Below are 18,177 nucleotides of genomic sequence, written 5' to 3' on the forward strand. Positions count from 1 at the left end.
ACTAAGTTGACATACCCCGGAGTGCCCGCAATGCAGACGGTCAGCCTGAGTCTTTTCCGCTTTGACGGCTTGGCATCCCGACTCTGGGCTTTTGCGATGATGGGCTTGGCACGCGGGCAATTGTCGCGCGTGCCCGACCTCGGCTTCTGGAAGCTTTGCGGCTCGGGCACCGGTGAGGGATTTACCCCGGTGCCCAATACCGCCGTCTACGCCATCCTCGCCACCTGGCCCGATCCCGGCACGGCAATGATGCGCACCACCCAGGCGCCCGTCTTTGAACGCTATCGTCGGCGCGCAACGGAAAACTGGACGCTACTGCTGAACCCGATCACCGCGCGAGGCGTCTGGTCGGGCCACGCGCCGTTCCAGGTGCAGACAGACGCCGGAAGCGGCCCAGTCGCCGCGCTGACCCGTGCAACCGTGCGCCCAAGAGAGGCGCTGCGGTTCTGGCGGCGGGTGCCCGACATTTCCACCGCCATCGGCGCAGATCCGAACGTGATGTTCAAGATCGGCATCGGAGAGGTTCCCCTGCTGCACCAGATCACCTTTTCTGTCTGGCCCGATTCCCGATCCATGGCGCATTTCGCGCGCGAGGACGGGCCCCATGCCCGCGCCATCCGCGCCGTGCGCGACGGCGACTGGTTCGCCGAAGAGCTCTACGCCCGATTCCGTATCGTCGGGGAACACGGCCGCTGGGAAGGCCGCAGCCCCCGCATCCTCAAGGAGGTCAGCGCATGACCCGCAACCAACCCTTCCCCTTCTCGGCCATCGTCGGCCAGGATGCGATGAAGACCGCGATGATCCTGACGGCCATCGACCCCGGCATCGGCGGGGTGCTGGTATTCGGCGACCGCGGCACGGGCAAGTCGACGGCGGTGCGTGCACTGGCTGCGCTGCTGCCTCCGATCACCGTCGTTCACGGTTCTCCCACCAACGCCGCAACGCCCGAGGATCAGCCGGATTGGGCCGAAACAGTGCCTGATGTGCTGGTCGAGCGCCCGACGCCGGTGGTCGATCTGCCGCTTGGCGCGACCGAGGATCGGGTGGTCGGCGCGCTGGATATCGAGCGCGCCCTGACCCGCGGCGAAAAGGCGTTCGAACCCGGTCTGCTGGCAAGGGCCAATCGCGGCTATCTCTATATCGACGAGGTCAACCTGCTGGAGGATCACATCGTCGACCTGCTGCTGGACGTGGCGCAATCGGGCGAGAACGTGATTGAACGCGAAGGTCTGTCGATCCGCCATGACGCGCGCTTTGTCCTGGTCGGTTCCGGCAACCCCGAGGAAGGCGAACTGCGTCCGCAGTTGCTGGACCGGTTCGGCCTGTCGGTCGAGGTGCGCTCGCCCAACGATGTCGAGGAGCGGATCGAGGTGATCCGCCGCCGCGCGGCTTTTGACGCGGACAAGAGCGCCTTCATGGATCACTGGACCGCGGAGGATGCGAAGATCCGCGAGGCGATCCTTGCCGCACGCGGCAGGCTGGCCGGGGTCGCGGCGCCCGATCCCACGCTGCGCGATTGCGCCGAGCTGTGCATCGCGCTGGGATCGGACGGGTTGCGGGGCGAGTTGACGCTGCTGCGCACAGCTCGTGCGCTGGCCGCCTACCTTGGCGATCCGGCGGTGACGCGGGCGCATCTGCGGCGGGTCGCGCCTATGGCGCTGTCGCACCGCCTTCGCCGTGACCCGCTGGACGAGGCTGGTTCCAGCACCCGCGTCAGCCGAACGGTCGAGGACGTGTTCGCATGATCGAAGACCCCGTCGAAGCGTGGATCACGGGGCAACTGGCCCTGACGCTTCTGGCGGTGGACCCCGTCGGCCTTAAGGGCGTGCACCTGCGCGCCCGCGCCGGGCCGGTGCGCGATACCTTGCTGGCCGCCATCCCCGACGACCTGCGGCCGCTCCGACGTATATCTCCGGGCATTTCCGACACGCAGCTTTATGGCGGGATCGACATTTCGGCGACGCTGGCACAGGGAAGGCTGATCCGCGAGCAGGGGCTTCTTGCGCGGAAACAGAGACTGTTGCTGACCATGGCAGAACGCTGCGAGCCGGGACTGGCCGCGCGCCTGGCCCAGGCGCTGGATGGCGAGGCCGGGCACAGCGTCATCCTGCTGGACGAGGGCGCGGATGCGGACGAGCGCGCGCCCGCCGCGCTGATCGAACGGCTGGCCTTTTCGCTGGATCTCGACGGGCTGCGCTCTGCCGACATGGCGGACATCGCGCTGGACCCGCGCGACATCGACATGGCGCGCGAGGCGCTGCCACAGGTCGCCGTCCCGGACGAGGCGCTGGCGGTGCTGGTGGTCACGGCGGCGCGGTTCGGCATCCACAGCCTGCGTGCTCCGCTTCTGGCGCTGGCTTGCGCACGCGCCCATGCCGCGCTGTCGCGCCGCCAGACGGTCGGCGACGACGACCTGCGGCTGGCCGCGCAACTGGTCTATGCCCACCGCGCGACGATGATCCCGCAAGAGCCGGACGAGACAGAGGACACGCCAGAACCGCCGCAGCCCGACGACACGCAGGCAAAGGGACCGGACGAGACCGAACAGACCACTCCCGACGAGATGCTGATCGAGGCGGTCAAGGCGCTGCTGCCGCCGGAAATCCTGGCCGCGCTGCAAAGCGGTGGCACTGGACGCGGGGCCAAGGGATCGGGCGGTGCCGGGGCGCTGCGCAAGGGAAACCGGCGCGGGCGTCCCCTGCCCTCGCGACCCGGCAAGCCGGATGGCGCGCACCGGATCGACATTGTCGCCACGCTGCGCGCCGCCGCGCCTTGGCAACCGCTGCGGCGACAGGCCCAACCCGACGCAAAGGGTCTGCTGATCCGCCCGAGCGACATTCACCTGCGCCGGTTCAAGGAAATGTCCGATCGGCTGGTGATCTTCGCTGTCGATGCCTCCGGCTCCAGCGCTGTGGCGCGGCTGGCCGAGGCGAAGGGCGCGATCGAGCTGATGCTGGCCGAGGCCTATGCAAGACGTGACCACGTCGCGCTGATCGCCTTTCGCGGTGAGGGCGCGCAGGTGATCCTGCCGCCGACACGCTCGCTGGTGCAGACGAAACGACGCCTGGCCAGCCTGCCGGGCGGGGGTGGGACACCGCTGGCCGCCGGACTAAGGGCCGCGACGGAGTTGGCGCGGCAGGCGGGCGGACACGGCTTGTCACCATCGCTGGCGGTGCTGACCGACGGGCGGGCGAACGTGCCGCTGCCGGGCCGCACGGGCCGGGCGGCCGCGGTCGAGGATGCGCACAGCATGGCCGGGCTTTGGAGGGCGACGGGCTTGCCCTCGGCGCTGGTCGATACCGGCAACCGGCCCACCCGCGACCTGGCGACTCTGGCCCATGCGATGGGCGGCGCATATGTGCCGCTGCCGCGCGCCGATTCCCGGGGCCTGTCGCGGGCGATCGGGCAGGCGCTGGAGGCGTGACCCATGAAAGCCGCCGCCTTGCCGGACTGGCCGCTGGCCGAATACTCGCGCCATGTGCGGTCACGTCCGCATGAATGGCACCTGCAACAGATGGGCGACGGGCCCGACCTGCTGCTGCTGCATGGCACGGGTGCCGCAACCCATAGCTGGCGCGACCTCATCCCACTGCTGGCGGCGCAGTTCCGCGTGACGGCGGTCGACCTGCCTGGGCACGGGTTTACGCGGCTGGGCTCGCGCATGCGGTCCTCTCTGCCGGCGATGACCGACGATCTTGCCGCGCTTTGCCGGGTCGAGGGGATCGCGCCTGTTGGCATCGTCGGCCACTCCGCAGGCGCGGCTCTGGGCCTGCGGCTGGTGGATGCGATGGGTGTGGGGACGCAACTCATCGGGATAAACCCCGCGCTGCACCCTTTTCAGGGGCTTGCGGGCCTGATGTTTCCCGCCGCGGCACGGATGATGGCGATGACTCCGGGGATGGTGGACATGCTGACCTGGAACATGGCGCAGCCGGGACGTGTGATCTCGCTTCTGGGCGGAACAGGGTCGAAACTGTCAGCCCATGGCATGGACCTTTATGCCCGCCTGTTCTGCAACCGGGCGCATGTCGAGGGCACGCTGTTGATGATGGCGCAATGGAAGCTGGACGGATTGCAGGCGGACCTGCCCAGGGTCAAAACGCCCTGCCTGTTCCTGACAGGCAGCAATGACCGGATGGTGCCGCCGGTCAGCGCGGTCGAGGCGGCGGCGCGGATGCCGGATGCAACTGTTCACAGCCTGGAGGGCTATGGCCATCTCGTGCACGAGGAAGCGCCCGACACGGTTGCCCGGCTGATCGCGGGGTTCGTGCGCCGTTAGCGCTTGCAAGGCGTGCGGCACAGGGTCATCCCTTTGGAAATGAGCCTGATCCCGTTCCTGCGCGAGAATGCCCGCTGGCTGGCCGCCGGTGCGATGCTGTCCTTCCTGTCCAGCTTTGGGCAGACCTTCTTCATCTCGGTGTTTTCCGGCAGGATCATGGACGGCTTTGGCCTGAGCCACGGCCAATGGGGCGGCATCTATACTTTGGGCACGGGCGTTTCTGCAGTCGTGATGCTGTGGGCGGGCGGGTTGACCGACCGGTTCCGGACCCGCGCGCTGGGCGCGGTGGTGTTGCTGCTGCTGTCCTGCGCCTGCCTGTCGATGGCACTGAACCCCTGGGCGGCTGCGCTGCCGGTGGTGATCTTCGCGCTGCGGTTCTGCGGGCAGGGCATGGTCAGCCACCTGGCCATCGTATCCATGTCGCGCTGGTTCGTGGCGACGCGGGGCCGGGCCCTGTCGGTTGCGGGGCTGGGCTTTGCCGTCGGAGAGGCGGTGTTGCCGGTTTCCGTCGTCTCTCTGATGCTGGTGATCGACTGGCGGTGGATCTGGGTGGCGGCGGCGCTGGGGGCGCTGGCGGCGATCCCCGCGCTGGCCGCCCTGCTGCGCGAGGAGCGCACGCCGCAAAGCCATGCCGAGACCGATCACGCGGCAGGCATGGACGGGAGGCACTGGGCGCGGCGCGCGATGCTGGGACATTGGCTGTTCTGGATGATGGTGCCTGCGCTGCTGGCGCCCTCAGCCTTCAACACGGCCTTCTTCTTTCAGCAGGTGACCTTTGCCGAGGCCAAAGGCTGGGCGCATATCGAGCTGGTGGCGCTGTTCCCGCTTTACACAGGCTGCGCGGTTGGGGCGATGCTGTTGTCGGGCTGGCTGCTGGACAGGATCGGGACGGCGCGCCTGATCCCATGGTATCAGCTGCCGATGGTAGTAGGTTTCGTGCTTTTCGGGCTGGGACAGAACCTGTTCACGGCCTTTCTGGGCCTCGTATGCCTTGCCCTGTCTGCGGGGGCGAACAACACGCTGCCCAATGCGTTCTGGGCAGAGTTCTACGGCACGCGGCACCTCGGCGCGATCAAGGCGACGGCAATGGCAGTCATGGTTCTGGGGTCGGCCATCGGGCCGGGCGTGACGGGGGCGCTGATCGACCTCGGGATCGGAATCGAGACGCAATACCTGGGCGTTGCCGCCTGGATCTCGATGGCCTCGATCCTCATGGCGCTGGGCGTTCGGCGCGCCGTGCCGCTGCTGCCGCGCAGCCTCTAACGGCGACGTTTCAGATAGACGTAATAGGCACCGCTTCCGCCGTGTCTGAGATGCGCCTCGCTGACCTGCAACACCGCCTGCGCCGCCGGCGGCTGTTTCAGCCAGAGCGGCACCTGCCGTTTCAGCACGCCCCGGCGCATCGGCATCGGATCGTAAGGATCCTCGCGCCCGCCTTTGCCGGTGATAACCAACACCAGCCGCAAGCCTCGCGTCTGGCTGCCAAGGATGAAACGCAGCAACTCGGGATGCGCCTGGTCCAGCGTCATGCCATGCAGGTCGATCCGCGCCTCTGGAACCAGCTTGCCCTTCTTCATCCGGGTGAAGGCGCGGGCATCCATCTGCACCGGGTCGGACCGCAGCCAGGAGGCTGTCGTGCGAGGCTGCGCGTGGGTCTCGGGCGAAGGCGCGGCAGAGTCGCCAATCCCGAAACGCGGGATCGACGGCGGCTCAGGGCGTGGGCGAGGCACGGGAGATGTCTTGGGCGCGGGTTTTTCCTGAACGAGCTTGCGGTGCTTGTGCAGGGGATCGGCGCTGCGGGCGATCTGCTGCCAAAGCTCCAGTTCGTCGGGATTCAGGCGCCGCCGCCTGCTCATTGCACCGCATCCGGCAAGAGTGCATAGGCGCGCTGGATCGGCATAAGAACGACCAGTCGGCCGGGATCCTTCAACTGGCCGGCGCGGCGGCCTGCCTGATCGCCTGTGCCGATGAAGATATCCGCCCGTTGCGCGCCCTTGATCGCCGATCCCGTATCCTGCGCAACCATCAGCCGGCGGATGGGCGCGTTTCCTTCCTTCTCGATCCAGACGGGCGCACCCAGCGGCACAAAGGCCGGGTCCACGGCGATCGAGCGCATGGCAGTGATGGAGCGGTTCATCGCCCCCAGCGGCCCCTTGTCCGGGGGAACCTCGGAAACCTCGCGGAAGAAAACGTAGGAGTCGTTGTGGAACAGCAGCTCCTCGCCTTGCGCCCCGTTGCGCCGGACCCAGTTCTTGATAACCTGCGCGCTGACCTGGTGCGGCTCGTAAATGCCGCGCCGCACCATTTCCTGCCCGACCGAGCGATACTCGTGCCCATTGGCGCCGCCATAGCCAACGCGGATCACCCGCCCGTCGGGATACCGGATGCGTCCCGACCCCTGAACCTGGAGAAAGAACAACTCGACCGGGTCATCGACCCAGGCGATTTCCAGGCCACGGCCCTGCATCGCGCCGCCGGTGAGGATCTCGCGGCGGGTCAGCCATGGGCGCGTGTTCCGCGCTTCGTCGGGCATCCGGTAGATCGGGTGGCGATAGCGTCCGCCGGGCACGGGCGAGCCGTCAAGCTCTGGCTCGAAATAGCCGGTGAACAGTGGATCCTGGCCATCGGTGATGCGCACCGGGCGAAAGAACAGCTCAAAGAACTGGCGCGCGTCCCTTGTGTCGCGGGCAAACCCGCACAGCGCGCGCCAGTCGGGATCGTCCATCGCATCGCAAGTGTTGAGGAAGACGGACAGCGCCGCGGCATGATCGTCCGCGTTCCAGCCGGTCAGGTCGTCGAAGGACAGGATCTCATACGCCGTCTCGGGCTCTGTCTGGGCGGTGCCGGTCATTGGAAAGATCGCCAGAAAAAGCGCAAGAAGCGTTCGTGTCATTCGTCCGTTGCGACAAGCTGCCAGTTGGGGTCGTCGCTGCCCATCACGCGGGCATAGGTCCAGATGTCTTTCTGGCGCTTGACCGCGCGCGGCGAACCCTCGACAACCTCTCCCTCGGCATTCTTCACGACAGAAGTCAGTTCACCCACATAGCGCACGGTGACTTCGGCGAGGCGCGAGTTTTCGTCGAAACTCGCGTCATGCAGCGTCAGTTCGCGCACACCGACGAATTCCGCCTCGATCGTCAGGCCCTGCGCCTCGCGCGCGGCGACAACCTCGGCAAAGGTCTCGTAGACATCGGCGGCAAGGAATGGCTTGAGCTCTTCGATATCGCCGCGCTCGAACCCCATGAGGATCATCTCGTAGGCGCCGCGGGCACCCGAGAGGAATTCGGTCACGTTAAAGGACGGCTCGACCCGCTTCATCGCTGCAAGCGCCTTGGCGGCATCCGACCCTTCGGGAACGTGATCGATGATGTCGTGATCCGGTCCGCCCTCGATCACCTCGAACTCGTTCCGGCGCGAACGCTTTTCCGCCGGCGCCTTGGTCGCCTGCTTTTCGAACCCATCCCGCGTGCCCAGCACGTTGCGCAACCGCAGAACCAGGAACACGGCGATGCCGGCCAGCACCAGCAATTCGAGAATGGGGGAGTTCATTGGCACCTCTTGATGGGGCAACATGGAAAAGTCAGGATCGGTTCCTTATGTAGGGGCTGCGATCCGTTTAGTCCACCGGGCGCAGAAAGAGGGAGAAGGCATCATGTGGCTGTTCATCGCTTTTCTTACGGTCCCTCTGATCGAGATCGCCCTGTTCATCCAGGTTGGCGGCCTGATCGGGTTATGGCCGACGCTGGGCATCGTGGTTCTGACCGCGATCCTGGGCACATGGCTTGTGCGAGCGCAGGGGCGCCTGGCACTGGGCCAGTTGCGCACCAGCTTCGAGCGGCTGGACGACCCGTCCGAACCGCTAGCGCATGGTGCAATGATCCTGATTTCGGGCGCGCTGCTGCTGACGCCGGGCTTCTTTACCGATGCCTTGGGCTTTTCGCTGCTGATCCCGGCGGTTCGGATGGCGGTGTTCCGCTGGCTGAAGTCGCGGGTGAAGGTCCAGAGTTTCACGATGGGGCCGCAGGATGGGCCCGGGCGCACCGAGCGACCGGCCCGCGAGGACGTGATCGAGGGCACCTTCACCGAAGCGCCCGATCCGTCGGCGTCGAAGCGGCCAAACCATCCCGGATCGGGTTGGACCCGGCACTGAACCCGCCACGGCACGGCAGGCATTGAGACGCCGGGCCGGGACTGCTATCACCCTGCCAACTTGGTATTTCAGGAAGGGACAGATCCCATGGCAGAGAACGAAAACGGCGCCGCCGCCCAGCCGCAACCCGCCGCCCCGCAGGCAGCCCCCAAGATGAACGTCCTCGCACAATTCGTGCGCGACATGTCCTTCGAGAACGTGCTGTCGCAAAAGGGTATCTCGGGCGAGGTGCAGCCGGACGTGCAGGTGCAGGTCAACCTCGACGCCAAGAAGCGTAACGTCGACAACCAGTACGAAGTGCTGATGAAGCTGAAGATCGACAGCAAGTCGAAGAGCAGCGGCGATCACCTGTTCCTGCTGGAGCTGGAATATGCCGGCGTATTCCAGATCGAGAACGTTCCGGACGATCAGATCCATCCCTACCTGCTGATCGAGTGCCCGCGCATGCTGTTCCCCTTCGTACGGCGCATCGTGTCGGACGTGACGCGCGACGGTGGCTTCCCGCCGCTGAACCTCGAGAATATCGACTTCCTCGCGCTCTACCGCGCCGAGTTGCAGCGTAGGTCGGCGGCAAAGCCGGCCGAGTCACCGCGCGCCGACGCCTAATTGCGCGACCAGAGGGCGGTTTCGCCCATCTTCTCGACAAAGGCGGCGTGAGCCGCCTTTTCCTTTTCCGACAGGCGGGACGGCAGCGGCGCCGGACGCGGGCGCGGGCGCCAGTCGTCATCCGACACGGTATCGCGGCCACGCTGGCCCGGCGCCGACAGCCCGAAATCCGGCTGCTTGCCGCCGATCAGTTCCAGGTAGACCTCGGCGAGAATCTCACTATCCAGCAGCGCGCCGTGCAGAGTGCGGTTCGAGTTGTCGATCCCGAAACGCCGGCACAGCGCATCCAGCGAGGCGGGCGAGCCAGGGAACTTTGACCGGGCGATCATCAGCGTGTCGATAGCGCGCGCATCGTCCAGACGGGGCAGGCCGACCCACGACAGTTCCGCGCTGAGAAAGCGCATGTCAAAGGCCGCGTTGTGGATCACCAGTTTTGCATCGCCGATGAAGTCGATGAAGTCCTTGGCCACCTTCTTGAACACCGGCTTGTCGCGCAACGTGACCTGACCAGGCTGGGCGGGGCGGGGTGGCGACAGAAGGTCTGGCCCGATGCCATGTACACCAAAAGCCTCGTCCGGCATGTTGCGTTCGGGATTGATGTACTGGTGATAGGTGCGGCCCGTGGGAACGTGATGCAGCAGTTCGATCGCGCCGATTTCCACAATCCGATCGCCCTGTTCCGGATCAAAGCCCGTGGTTTCGGTATCCAGCACGATTTCACGCATTCCGCAGTCTTTCCCCGATGTCCGCCAGCACAGTCTGAACCTGCGCGCGGGCGTGTTCAACCGTGTCAGTCTCGATCACGTAGTCAGAGCGGGCGCATTTTTCCGCGTTGGGCATCTGTCGGGCCAGAATGCGGTCGACATCCTCGGCGGTCATGGTCCCACGTGCCAGAACGCGCTGGCGCTGAACCTCTGGCGGGATGGTGACGCAGGCCGTGGCATCCATCTCGGCGTCGCCGCCGGTCTCGAACAAGAGGGGTATGTCGAAGACTCCGATTGCGTCGGGATGCGCGGCGGCAAAGGCCTCGCGGTCGGCGCGCACAAGGGGATGCACGATGGATTCGATGCGGGGCAGGGCGGTGGGATCGGTCGCGATGATGCCACGCAGCACCTCGCGCGATATCGCGCCGCCCCGAACAGCCTGCGGAAACTGCGCGGCAACAGGCCTAACGGCAGCGCCATGCTTTGCATACAATTTGTGCACCACCGCATCCGCATCCCAGACCGGGCAACCCGCCTCGGAAAAGAGCCCGGCTGTGGTAGACTTGCCCATGCCGATGGATCCGGTCAGGCCGAGGCGAAACCTCATGCCAGGACGGCCTCACGCAGGGCGGCGTCGACCTCGGGCCGGCGGCCGAACCAGCGCTCGAAACCCGGCACCGCCTGGTGCAGCAGCATTCCCAGCCCGTCGACCGTGCGGCAACCCTGTTCGCGCGCGACGCGAAGCAGGCGGGTTTCAAGCGGCGTATAGACCAGGTCGCTGACCACGGTGCCCGGTTGCAGACCATCCAGCGGCACGCGCAATTCCTGCTTGCCAACCATGCCCAGAGAGGTGGTGTTCACCACCAGTGCGCAATCCTCGAGGATATTGCCCGCCTGCACCCAGTCATGCACCTTGATCCTTGTGCCGAAATCCTCGCGCAGCTTTTCGGCGCGAAGGCGGGTGCGATTGGTCAGCCGGATTTCCGGCACGCCCACATCCAGCAGCGAGGCGAGGACCGCCCGCGCAGCGCCCCCTGCTCCCAGGACGGTCGCGGGACCGGCGTGAGGATCCCAGTCGGGGATAGTTTGGCGCAGATTCTCGATGAAACCGTATCCGTCGGTATTGTCCGCGTGGATGCGGCCATCGGCGCGAAAGATCAACGTGTTGGCCGCGCCGATCAACGCTGCGCGATCCGAGACCAGATCGGCGATCTCCATCACCTTTTCCTTGTAGGGAATGGTGACGTTCACGCCGACAAAGCCCAGTTCCGGCAGAAAGCGCAGCGCCTCGGCCAACTTGTGCGGGGCGATTTCCATCGGCACGTAATGGCCCGGCAAGTTGTAGCGTCGCAGCCAGTGGCCATGCAGCCGGGGCGAGCGGGAATGTGCGACCGGTGCGCCGATCACGCCGGCCAGCGGGATACGGTCGAGACTCATGCGGGGATGTCTCCTCTCAGGGCGAGGGCGTTGAGCAGTTCAATCAGCGGCAGACCGAGGATGGTGAAATGGTCGCCCTGGACAGAGGCGAAGAGGCGCAGCCCTTCCTCCTCGATCCGGTAACCGCCGACAGAGGACCCGATCCCGGGCCAGTTCCGGTCGAGATAGGCGTCAAGATAGGTGTCGGAAAACTGGCGCATGGTCAGTCGTGCGACGCCGACATGCCGCCAGACGGGTTTTCCCTCGTCAAAGAGGACAGCGGCGGACAACAGGCGATGCGTCTGTCCGCGCAGGCGCAGCAACTGCTCGTGCGCCACGTCGCGCGTCGGAGGCTTGGCCAGGATCTCGCGGTCGATTTCCAGGACCTGATCGCAGCCCAGCACAAGCGCCTGCGGATGGCGGGCGGCGATGCGGCCGGCCTTGGCCTCGGCCAGTGCGTCGGCCACGTCGCGCGGTGTCGCGCCCTCTGCCACAAGCGACTGGCGGATGGCCTCTTCGTCGACGCGAGGCGAATCGATCTCGATCCGCAGTCCGGCGGCACGCAACATGTCGGCCCGTGTCCGGGAACCGGAGGCCAGGATGAGGTCAGACATCTGGATAACTCTGGGTGAAACCCTGCGGTGAAACTTGTGCGCCGTTTTGCGGAAAAACCGGCGCTGTGGCAAGCATGGGGACGAATGCCGACTTGTACGAGACCCCGGCCAAGTCTGTTCGCGCGGTGGATGGGAAAACCGGCCCCGTGTTGAAAACCGGTTCATCCCGGTTTGATCCCGCAAAGGATCAACACGGCCACTCGCGGGCATCATAGAGCGATTCACGCAACCCTGCCAAAGGCTTGGTGGCATAGTGAAGCCGGTTTCCCGGTTTATCCACAGCAGCGGGTTCCGATCCACCCAACTGGGGATCATCTGTTTAGAACTCGTTAATCCACAGCCAAAGGCATGTCCTACAAACTTCATCATCTCTTTAATTTCTTACTTTTTTGTAAAGAAGTCCGGATCAGGGACACCGATTGACGCCAAGCCCCGCTTCGGAGTAAGACCCACCTGCCCCGGTCCCGGGGTGGATTTCCCAGCTAAGACGACCAGAAACGGACCTGCGGGTCCGGGAGAGCGATTTGATGACCGTGGACCGCCTGAACCTTGCCGACCTGAAGGCCCAGAGCCCCAAGGATCTTCTCGACATGGCCGAGGAGCTCGAGATCGAGAACGCCTCGACGATGCGCAAGGGCGAGATGATGTTCCAGATCCTGCGTGAGCGGGCGGATGAAGGCTGGGAGATTTTCGGCGACGGCGTGCTGGAAGTGCTCCAGGACGGGTTCGGTTTCCTGCGCTCGCCCGAGGCGAACTACCTGCCGGGTCCGGACGACATCTATGTCTCGCCCGACATGATCCGGAAGTATTCGCTGCGCACGGGCGACACCATCGAGGGAGAGATCAAGGCGCCTGACGAGAATGAGCGCTATTTCGCCCTGGTGTCGGTCACGCGGATCAATTTCGAGGACCCGGAAAAGGCACGTCACAAGATCGCGTTCGACAACCTGACGCCGCTCTATCCAAACGAACGGCTGAAAATGGAGATCGAGGATCCGACGATCCGGGACCGTTCGGCTCGGATCATCGACCTTGTGGCCCCGATCGGGATGGGCCAGCGCGCGTTGATCGTTGCGCCGCCTCGGACCGGCAAGACGGTTCTGTTGCAGAACATCGCGCATTCGATCGAAACCAATCACCCGGAATGCTACCTGATCGTCCTGCTGATCGACGAACGTCCCGAGGAAGTGACGGACATGCAGCGGTCGGTCAAGGGCGAGGTCGTGTCGTCGACCTTTGACGAACCAGCGACGCGGCACGTGGCGGTCAGCGAGATGGTCATCGAAAAGGCCAAGCGGTTGGTGGAACACAAGCGAGATGTTGTGATCCTTCTGGATTCGATCACAAGACTTGGTAGAGCCTTTAACACCGTTGTGCCATCCTCGGGCAAGGTTCTGACCGGTGGTGTGGATGCCAATGCGTTGCAACGCCCCAAGCGGTTCTTCGGTGCGGCACGGAACATCGAGGAAGGCGGCAGCTTGACCATCATCGCTACCGCCCTGATCGATACGGGTAGCCGGATGGACGAAGTCATCTTCGAAGAATTCAAGGGCACCGGCAACTCGGAGATCGTTCTGGATCGCAAGGTGGCGGACAAGCGTGTCTTCCCGGCAATGGACATTCTCAAGTCCGGCACGCGGAAAGAGGAACTGCTGGTCGACAAGGGCGACTTGCAAAAGACTTTCGTCCTGCGGCGCATCCTGAACCCGATGGGCACGACGGATGCCATCGAGTTCCTGATTTCGAAGCTGAAGCAGACGAAATCGAACGCCGAGTTCTTTGACTCGATGAACAGCTGAACGAAAGGCGCGGGCGATGGATACGATCTTTGCTCTCGCCTCGGCAGAGGGCAAGGCGGGGGTATCCGTCGTGCGCCTCTCGGGGCCGCGTAGCCATGACGTGGCACGCGCCATGTCCGGCAGCTTGCCAGAGCCTCGGCGCGCAGGTCTGCGACGCCTCGTGGATCGAGCAGGCGTATTTCTTGACGAGGCCCTGGTTCTGGTTTTCGAAGAGTCGCGCAGTTTCACTGGCGAAGCGGTCGTCGAGTTTCACCTTCATGGCAGTATTGCCGTCATCCACGCTGTCCTGAAGGACCTGGGCACCCATGAGGGGCTGCGCCTTGCGGAGCCGGGCGAGTTCACGAGACGAGCGATGGAGAACGGACGCCTGGACCTGACGCAGGTCGAAGCGCTGTCCGATCTTATAGCGTCCGAGACCGAGGCGCAGCGCATGCAAGCGTTGAGGGTCTTGTCTGGTGAGCTTGGCGGGAAAGTCGAGAGCTGGCGGCGCGACCTTGTCCGGGCGGCCTCGTTGTTAGAGGTGACAATCGACTTTGCCGATGAGGAGGTGCCGGTCGATGTGAGCGATGAGGTGCGCGCTTTGTTGGGGGCTGTCGTCGATGGGCTCTCGACCGAGTTGCACGGAAGTGCTGCGGCAGAACGGATTCGGGCGGGCTTTGAGGTTGCGATCGTGGGGCCACCGAATGCCGGGAAATCGACCCTGTTGAATTATCTCGCCGGGCGGGAAGCGGCGATCACCTCGGAGATCGCCGGCACTACCCGTGATGTCATCGAGGTTCGGATGGATATCGGGGGTCTGCCGGTCACGCTGCTGGATACCGCGGGCCTGCGCGATTCCGAGGATGTCGTGGAACGGATCGGTGTGGATCGTGCCCGGGAACGGGCGGGACGGGCGGATCTTCGGCTACACCTGGTGCCTGCGGGCGATACACCGATCCTTCCCGTCTTGGTTGGTGATATCGTGCGCGTGGCCAAACAGGACGACGGAAATGGTAGGGGCATATCGGGCCTGACAGGGGCCGGGGTGACGGGACTGGTCGATGAAATCCGCGAGACGCTGTCGGCGCGCGTCGCACGCGCAGGTCTTGCGACCAGAGAACGACATCGGATGGCGATGGAGTCGGGCAAGGAGCAGTTGCAGCAAGCGTTGGTGTTGCTGGATACCGGTCCGGATGAGTATGAACTGGCTAGCGAAGAGATTCGCCTGGCAATCCGCCGGCTCGAGGCGTTGCTGGGCCGTGTCGACGTCGAACATCTGCTGGATGTAATCTTTTCCAGCTTCTGCATCGGGAAGTGAGGAGTGTTTCACGTGAAACATGGTGACTACGATGTTCTGGTCATCGGCGGAGGACACGCCGGGGTCGAGGCCGCCTGCGCGGCGGCACGAATGCGCGCTCGAACCGGGCTTGTCACCCTGAAGGCCGGAGACCTTGGCGTGATGTCCTGCAATCCGGCAATCGGCGGTCTTGGTAAAGGTCATCTTGTCCGAGAGATCGATGCCTTCGATGGCGTCATGGGCCGTGCAGCGGATTACGCCGGCATCCAGTTTCGGCTTCTGAACCGGAGCAAGGGCCCGGCGGTTCAAGGCCCGCGCACGCAGGCGGACCGCAGCCGGTATCGAGAAGCCATCGCGTCGCTTGTTGCGGCCATGCCGAATTGCGATGTCATTGTGGGCGAAGTCGTCGACCTTTTGCAGACTGGAACACGCATCTCTGGTATCTGCCTTGCCGACGGGTCCGAAATCCGGTCTCGATCGGTGGTTCTGACCAGCGGCACGTTCCTGGGGGGGATCATTCACATCGGTGACGTGTCCCGGCCTGGCGGCCGGATGGGCGATGACCCATCGAACCGCCTGTCGGCGCGGGTGCGCGACATGGGATTGCCACTTGGACGGTTGAAGACGGGAACACCGCCTCGGCTCGAGGGAAAGACAATTGCTTGGGAAAAGCTGGAGATGCAGCCGGGCGACGACGACCCGGTGATGTTCTCGTTCCTGTCCGATGCCCCTGTCGCCCGCCAGGTGTCCTGCGGGATTACCCATACAAACGAAAGTACTCATGAGATCATCGCCGAGAACCTGAAACGATCCGCGATGTATGGAGGCCATATCGACGGTGTCGGACCACGCTACTGTCCGTCGATCGAGGATAAGGTCGTGCGCTTTGCCGACAAGGCGTCTCACCAGGTGTTCCTGGAGCCTGAGGGTTTGGATACCGATACGGTCTATCCCAACGGTATCTCCACCTCGCTTCCCGAGGACGTGCAGGAGGCCTACGTCCGCACCATCGCGGGTCTTGAAAACGCCCGGATTCTCCAGCCAGGCTATGCCATAGAATATGATTACGTGGACCCTCGCGCATTGGACGGCCGCCTTGCCGTGCGCGGCATCGACGGTCTTTTCCTTGCTGGGCAAATCAATGGAACGACGGGATACGAGGAAGCAGCAGCCCAGGGACTCGCGGCGGGCTTGAACGCGGCGATGGCTGCACGGAACTGCGATTCCTTGCTGTTCAGCAGGACCACCAGTTATATCGGCGTCATGATTGACGATCTGATCACCCGCGGCGTCACGGAACCCTATCGAATGTTCACCTCGCGTGCTGAATTCAGATTGCATCTGCGTGCCGACAATGCAGATCAGCGGTTGACGCCAACTGCGATTGCATGCGGTTGCGTGTCCAGCGAACGTCAGCAGGCATTCAACAACAAGATCGAAGCCCTGGAGCGGGCAAAATCTGATCTGGGTGACATACGGATCTCTCCGGCCACGGCCGAACAGCTGGGCATTGCCGTGTCGCGGGACGGCGCGCGTCGCACGGCGTTTGATATTCTTAGTCACAAGGATGTGGATTGGGATGGTCTTACGGATGTTTTTCCGGAGCTTTCCTCGATTGACAGAGACATCGGTCAGCAACTGAAACGTGAAGCGACCTACGCCAATTATCTCGAGCGTCAGGAACGTGACGCGGCAGCCTTGCGCAAGGATGAAACGCTGACGATTCCATCGGATTTCGATTTTGATGGGCTGTCGGGTCTATCGAATGAACTGAAAGCGAAACTGCGGCGAAGCCACCCTGAGAACTTGGCGCAGGCCGCCCGGATCGAAGGCATGACACCGGCGGCGTTGACCTTGATCCTCGCGCACGTCCGGCGCCTCGGCCGGGAAACGGCTTGATGCACGATGTCTTGAGAGAGCTCGATGTTTCACGTGAAACATCCGAGCGCCTCGCTCGCTACGCGGATCTGCTCGAAAAGTGGAGCCAGAAGATCAACCTCGTTTCGCCGACCACTTTGTCGGAGGCGGACGTCCGGCACTTTGCGGATTCCGCCCAATTGCTGACGCTGGTCCATCCTGAAAACGGAAAATGGGTGGACCTGGGCAGTGGGGCAGGGTTCCCTGGGCTCGTCGTCGCGACAATTGCCGCAGAGCGACATCCCGCGCTTCATGTGATCATGATCGAATCCGATCAGCGCAAGTGTGTCTTCCTTCGGACGGTCATTCGCGAACTTGGGCTCGAGGCGAGGGTTTTGACCGAACGCATCGAGCGGGTGGAACCGCAGCAGGCGCAATACATCTCGGCCCGTGCGCTGGCCCCGCTCGACGATCTTCTTCCTCTCGTGCATCGCCATTGTGCGCCTGGCTGTGTCGCGCTGTTGCCCAAGGGCGCGACATGGAAAAAAGAGGTGGAAAAGGCTCGGGGGCAGTGGCGGTTCAGCCTCGCTTCGCATAAAAGTCGGACTGACCCAGGCGCAGTCATCCTGGAAATCGGAGATATCGCACATGCCTGACGTGTCCGAGGTTTCGGATCCCAAGATCATCGCAATCGCTAACCAGAAAGGCGGGGTCGGCAAGACGACAACTACGATCAATCTTGGCGCCGCTTTGGCAGAACGCGGGTTTTCCGTTCTCGTTGTCGACCTTGACCCCCAGGGCAATGCATCGACGGGACTCGGAATCGCACTCGAAGACCGGCAAATGACGACCTACGACCTGCTCGTGGGCGAAGCGCCTATTGACAGGATCATCGCTGCAACCCCGGTGGACCGCCTCTCCATCGTTCCGGCCACGGTCGATCTCAGCTCGGCGGACATGGAGTTGATGAGCAGCGAGCGGCGCAGCTATCTCCTGCGCAAGGCGTTGCGGGATCCTGCTCTGATGCGCAAGGGTTTCGACTATGTCCTGATCGATTGCCCGCCTTCGCTGAACCTGCTGACCGTGAATGCGATGGTGGCGGCGGATTCCGTGCTCGTTCCTCTGCAAAGCGAATTCTTTGCCCTGGAAGGCCTCTCGCAACTGATGCTCACAATCCGAGAAGTGCGCCAGACCGCGAATCCGGGACTGCGGATCGAGGGCGTGGTCCTGACCATGTATGACGCGCGCAACAACCTCTCACAGCTGGTCGAGGCCGATGCCCGTGACAACCTCGGCGAGCTGGTCCTGCGCACCGTCATCCCGCGCAATGTCCGCGTCAGCGAGGCGCCATCCTATGCGATGCCGGTCCTGACCTACGACACGGCGTCAAAGGGAGCGGCGGCGTACCGCGCATTGGCGGCGGAAATCGAGAAGAAGAACGCGAAAATCGCGGCCTGAGGCACAGAGGGGCAAGAG

General features: G+C 64.1%; 19 protein-coding genes. 12 read left to right on the plus strand and 7 right to left on the minus strand.

The window, feature by feature from the left end:
* The first annotated feature begins 30 nt into the window (after window positions 1-30).
* The 5 genes from crtA to KB874_RS04835 are packed head-to-tail and all read left to right on the plus strand — an operon-like array spanning window position 31 to window position 5,542.
* Entirely contained in the window at window positions 31-738 is a 708-nt protein-coding gene (crtA, locus tag KB874_RS04815; RefSeq protein ID WP_212535424.1) for a spheroidene monooxygenase, read from the plus strand.
* Window positions 735-1,745, plus strand: a complete 1,011-nt coding sequence (gene bchI, locus KB874_RS04820; protein ID WP_212535425.1) for a magnesium chelatase ATPase subunit I — start codon at window positions 735-737, stop codon at window positions 1,743-1,745. The genes crtA and bchI overlap by 4 nt, the downstream gene beginning before the upstream one ends.
* Entirely contained in the window at window positions 1,742-3,424 is a 1,683-nt protein-coding gene (locus KB874_RS04825; RefSeq protein WP_212535426.1) for a magnesium chelatase subunit D, read from the plus strand. The genes bchI and KB874_RS04825 overlap by 4 nt, the downstream gene beginning before the upstream one ends.
* A 3-nt stretch (window positions 3,425-3,427) precedes the next feature.
* Complete coding sequence (gene bchO / locus KB874_RS04830) at window positions 3,428-4,279, plus strand: alpha/beta fold hydrolase BchO (RefSeq protein ID WP_212535427.1); 852 nt, start codon at window positions 3,428-3,430, stop codon at window positions 4,277-4,279.
* A gap of 39 nt (window positions 4,280-4,318) precedes the next feature.
* Window positions 4,319-5,542: an MFS transporter gene (locus KB874_RS04835; protein WP_212535428.1), complete on the plus strand. Its 1,224-nt coding sequence runs from the start codon at window positions 4,319-4,321 to the stop codon at window positions 5,540-5,542.
* On the opposite strand, the gene KB874_RS04840 is transcribed toward KB874_RS04835, so the two are convergent.
* From KB874_RS04840 to KB874_RS04850, 3 genes are read right to left on the minus strand one after another with little or no spacing between them, the layout of a single operon-like run.
* On the minus strand, window positions 5,539-6,135 hold the full coding sequence (locus KB874_RS04840) for a Smr/MutS family protein (RefSeq protein WP_212535429.1): 597 nt from the start codon (window positions 6,133-6,135) through the stop codon (window positions 5,539-5,541). The genes KB874_RS04835 and KB874_RS04840 overlap by 4 nt on opposite strands.
* Window positions 6,132-7,172, minus strand: coding sequence for a murein transglycosylase A (mltA, locus tag KB874_RS04845; RefSeq protein WP_212535430.1), 1,041 nt, complete (start codon window positions 7,170-7,172; stop codon window positions 6,132-6,134). Before mltA ends, KB874_RS04840 begins: the two co-directional genes overlap by 4 nt.
* A complete protein-coding gene (locus KB874_RS04850) occupies window positions 7,169-7,828 on the minus strand; it encodes a Tim44/TimA family putative adaptor protein (RefSeq protein ID WP_212535431.1) in 660 nt (219 codons plus the stop codon). The genes mltA and KB874_RS04850 overlap by 4 nt, the downstream gene beginning before the upstream one ends.
* 103 nt (window positions 7,829-7,931) lie before the next feature.
* Here KB874_RS04850 and KB874_RS04855 point away from each other — a divergent pair, with 103 nt between their 5' ends.
* Window positions 7,932-8,429 carry an FxsA family protein gene (locus KB874_RS04855; protein ID WP_212535432.1) on the plus strand — a complete coding sequence of 166 codons (498 nt, stop codon included), beginning with the start codon at window positions 7,932-7,934 and terminating at the stop codon, window positions 8,427-8,429.
* Window positions 8,430-8,516: 87 nt separating this feature from the next.
* Entirely contained in the window at window positions 8,517-9,035 is a 519-nt protein-coding gene (gene secB / locus KB874_RS04860) for a protein-export chaperone SecB (protein ID WP_212535433.1), read from the plus strand.
* Here the strand turns inward: secB and dnaQ are convergent.
* Genes dnaQ through KB874_RS04880 form a run of 4 tightly spaced genes read right to left on the minus strand, consistent with a single transcriptional unit; the run spans window position 9,032 to window position 11,769 of the window.
* Window positions 9,032-9,760, minus strand: a complete 729-nt coding sequence (gene dnaQ / locus KB874_RS04865) for a DNA polymerase III subunit epsilon (protein WP_212535434.1) — start codon at window positions 9,758-9,760, stop codon at window positions 9,032-9,034. The genes secB and dnaQ overlap by 4 nt on opposite strands.
* Complete coding sequence (gene coaE / locus KB874_RS04870) at window positions 9,753-10,346, minus strand: dephospho-CoA kinase (protein ID WP_212535435.1); 594 nt, start codon at window positions 10,344-10,346, stop codon at window positions 9,753-9,755. Before coaE ends, dnaQ begins: the two co-directional genes overlap by 8 nt.
* Window positions 10,343-11,176, minus strand: coding sequence for a shikimate dehydrogenase (locus tag KB874_RS04875; protein WP_212535436.1), 834 nt, complete (start codon window positions 11,174-11,176; stop codon window positions 10,343-10,345). Before KB874_RS04875 ends, coaE begins: the two co-directional genes overlap by 4 nt.
* On the minus strand, window positions 11,173-11,769 hold the full coding sequence (locus tag KB874_RS04880; RefSeq protein WP_212535437.1) for a Maf family protein: 597 nt from the start codon (window positions 11,767-11,769) through the stop codon (window positions 11,173-11,175). The genes KB874_RS04875 and KB874_RS04880 overlap by 4 nt, the downstream gene beginning before the upstream one ends.
* 527 nt (window positions 11,770-12,296) lie before the next feature.
* Here KB874_RS04880 and rho point away from each other — a divergent pair.
* The 5 genes from rho to KB874_RS04905 are packed head-to-tail and all read left to right on the plus strand — an operon-like array spanning window position 12,297 to window position 18,159.
* Window positions 12,297-13,568, plus strand: coding sequence for a transcription termination factor Rho (gene rho / locus KB874_RS04885; RefSeq protein ID WP_212535438.1), 1,272 nt, complete (start codon window positions 12,297-12,299; stop codon window positions 13,566-13,568).
* Between the two features lie 16 nt (window positions 13,569-13,584).
* Complete coding sequence (mnmE, locus tag KB874_RS04890; protein ID WP_212535439.1) at window positions 13,585-14,865, plus strand: tRNA uridine-5-carboxymethylaminomethyl(34) synthesis GTPase MnmE; 1,281 nt, start codon at window positions 13,585-13,587, stop codon at window positions 14,863-14,865.
* 3 nt (window positions 14,866-14,868) lie between these two features.
* Window positions 14,869-16,743 carry a tRNA uridine-5-carboxymethylaminomethyl(34) synthesis enzyme MnmG gene (mnmG, locus tag KB874_RS04895; RefSeq protein ID WP_212535440.1) on the plus strand — a complete coding sequence of 625 codons (1,875 nt, stop codon included), beginning with the start codon at window positions 14,869-14,871 and terminating at the stop codon, window positions 16,741-16,743.
* Window positions 16,743-17,357, plus strand: coding sequence for a 16S rRNA (guanine(527)-N(7))-methyltransferase RsmG (gene rsmG, locus KB874_RS04900; RefSeq protein WP_212535441.1), 615 nt, complete (start codon window positions 16,743-16,745; stop codon window positions 17,355-17,357). Before mnmG ends, rsmG begins: the two co-directional genes overlap by 1 nt.
* The gene (locus KB874_RS04905) at window positions 17,350-18,159 is read left to right on the plus strand and encodes a ParA family protein (RefSeq protein WP_212535442.1); all 810 of its coding nucleotides are present in this window, start codon (window positions 17,350-17,352) and stop codon (window positions 18,157-18,159) included. Before rsmG ends, KB874_RS04905 begins: the two co-directional genes overlap by 8 nt.
* Window positions 18,160-18,177: the final 18 nt, after the last annotated feature.

It is taken from the genome of Thetidibacter halocola (assembly GCF_018224955.1).
GTDB lineage: Bacteria > Pseudomonadota > Alphaproteobacteria > Rhodobacterales > Rhodobacteraceae > Thetidibacter > Thetidibacter halocola.

Excerpts from the sequence above, each read along its gene's own strand:
- coaE (WP_212535435.1), bottom strand. The coding sequence starts at position 10,346 with ATGAGGTTTCGCCTCGGCCTGACCGGATCCATCGGCATGGGCAAGTCT.
- KB874_RS04905 (WP_212535442.1), top strand. The coding sequence starts at position 17,350 with ATGCCTGACGTGTCCGAGGTTTCGGATCCCAAGATCATCGCAATCGCT.
- KB874_RS04840 (WP_212535429.1), bottom strand. The coding sequence starts at position 6,135 with ATGAGCAGGCGGCGGCGCCTGAATCCCGACGAACTGGAGCTTTGGCAG.
- secB (WP_212535433.1), top strand. The coding sequence starts at position 8,517 with ATGGCAGAGAACGAAAACGGCGCCGCCGCCCAGCCGCAACCCGCCGCC.
- KB874_RS04825 (WP_212535426.1), top strand. The coding sequence starts at position 1,742 with ATGATCGAAGACCCCGTCGAAGCGTGGATCACGGGGCAACTGGCCCTG.
- KB874_RS04850 (WP_212535431.1), bottom strand. The coding sequence starts at position 7,828 with ATGAACTCCCCCATTCTCGAATTGCTGGTGCTGGCCGGCATCGCCGTG.
- bchI (WP_212535425.1), top strand. The coding sequence starts at position 735 with ATGACCCGCAACCAACCCTTCCCCTTCTCGGCCATCGTCGGCCAGGAT.
- mnmE (WP_212535439.1), top strand. The coding sequence starts at position 13,585 with ATGGATACGATCTTTGCTCTCGCCTCGGCAGAGGGCAAGGCGGGGGTA.
- KB874_RS04880 (WP_212535437.1), bottom strand. The coding sequence starts at position 11,769 with ATGTCTGACCTCATCCTGGCCTCCGGTTCCCGGACACGGGCCGACATG.
- rho (WP_212535438.1), top strand. The coding sequence starts at position 12,297 with ATGACCGTGGACCGCCTGAACCTTGCCGACCTGAAGGCCCAGAGCCCC.
- mltA (WP_212535430.1), bottom strand. The coding sequence starts at position 7,172 with ATGACACGAACGCTTCTTGCGCTTTTTCTGGCGATCTTTCCAATGACC.
- bchO (WP_212535427.1), top strand. The coding sequence starts at position 3,428 with ATGAAAGCCGCCGCCTTGCCGGACTGGCCGCTGGCCGAATACTCGCGC.
- dnaQ (WP_212535434.1), bottom strand. The coding sequence starts at position 9,760 with ATGCGTGAAATCGTGCTGGATACCGAAACCACGGGCTTTGATCCGGAA.
- KB874_RS04875 (WP_212535436.1), bottom strand. The coding sequence starts at position 11,176 with ATGAGTCTCGACCGTATCCCGCTGGCCGGCGTGATCGGCGCACCGGTC.
- rsmG (WP_212535441.1), top strand. The coding sequence starts at position 16,743 with ATGCACGATGTCTTGAGAGAGCTCGATGTTTCACGTGAAACATCCGAG.
- KB874_RS04835 (WP_212535428.1), top strand. The coding sequence starts at position 4,319 with ATGAGCCTGATCCCGTTCCTGCGCGAGAATGCCCGCTGGCTGGCCGCC.
- crtA (WP_212535424.1), top strand. The coding sequence starts at position 31 with ATGCAGACGGTCAGCCTGAGTCTTTTCCGCTTTGACGGCTTGGCATCC.
- KB874_RS04855 (WP_212535432.1), top strand. The coding sequence starts at position 7,932 with ATGTGGCTGTTCATCGCTTTTCTTACGGTCCCTCTGATCGAGATCGCC.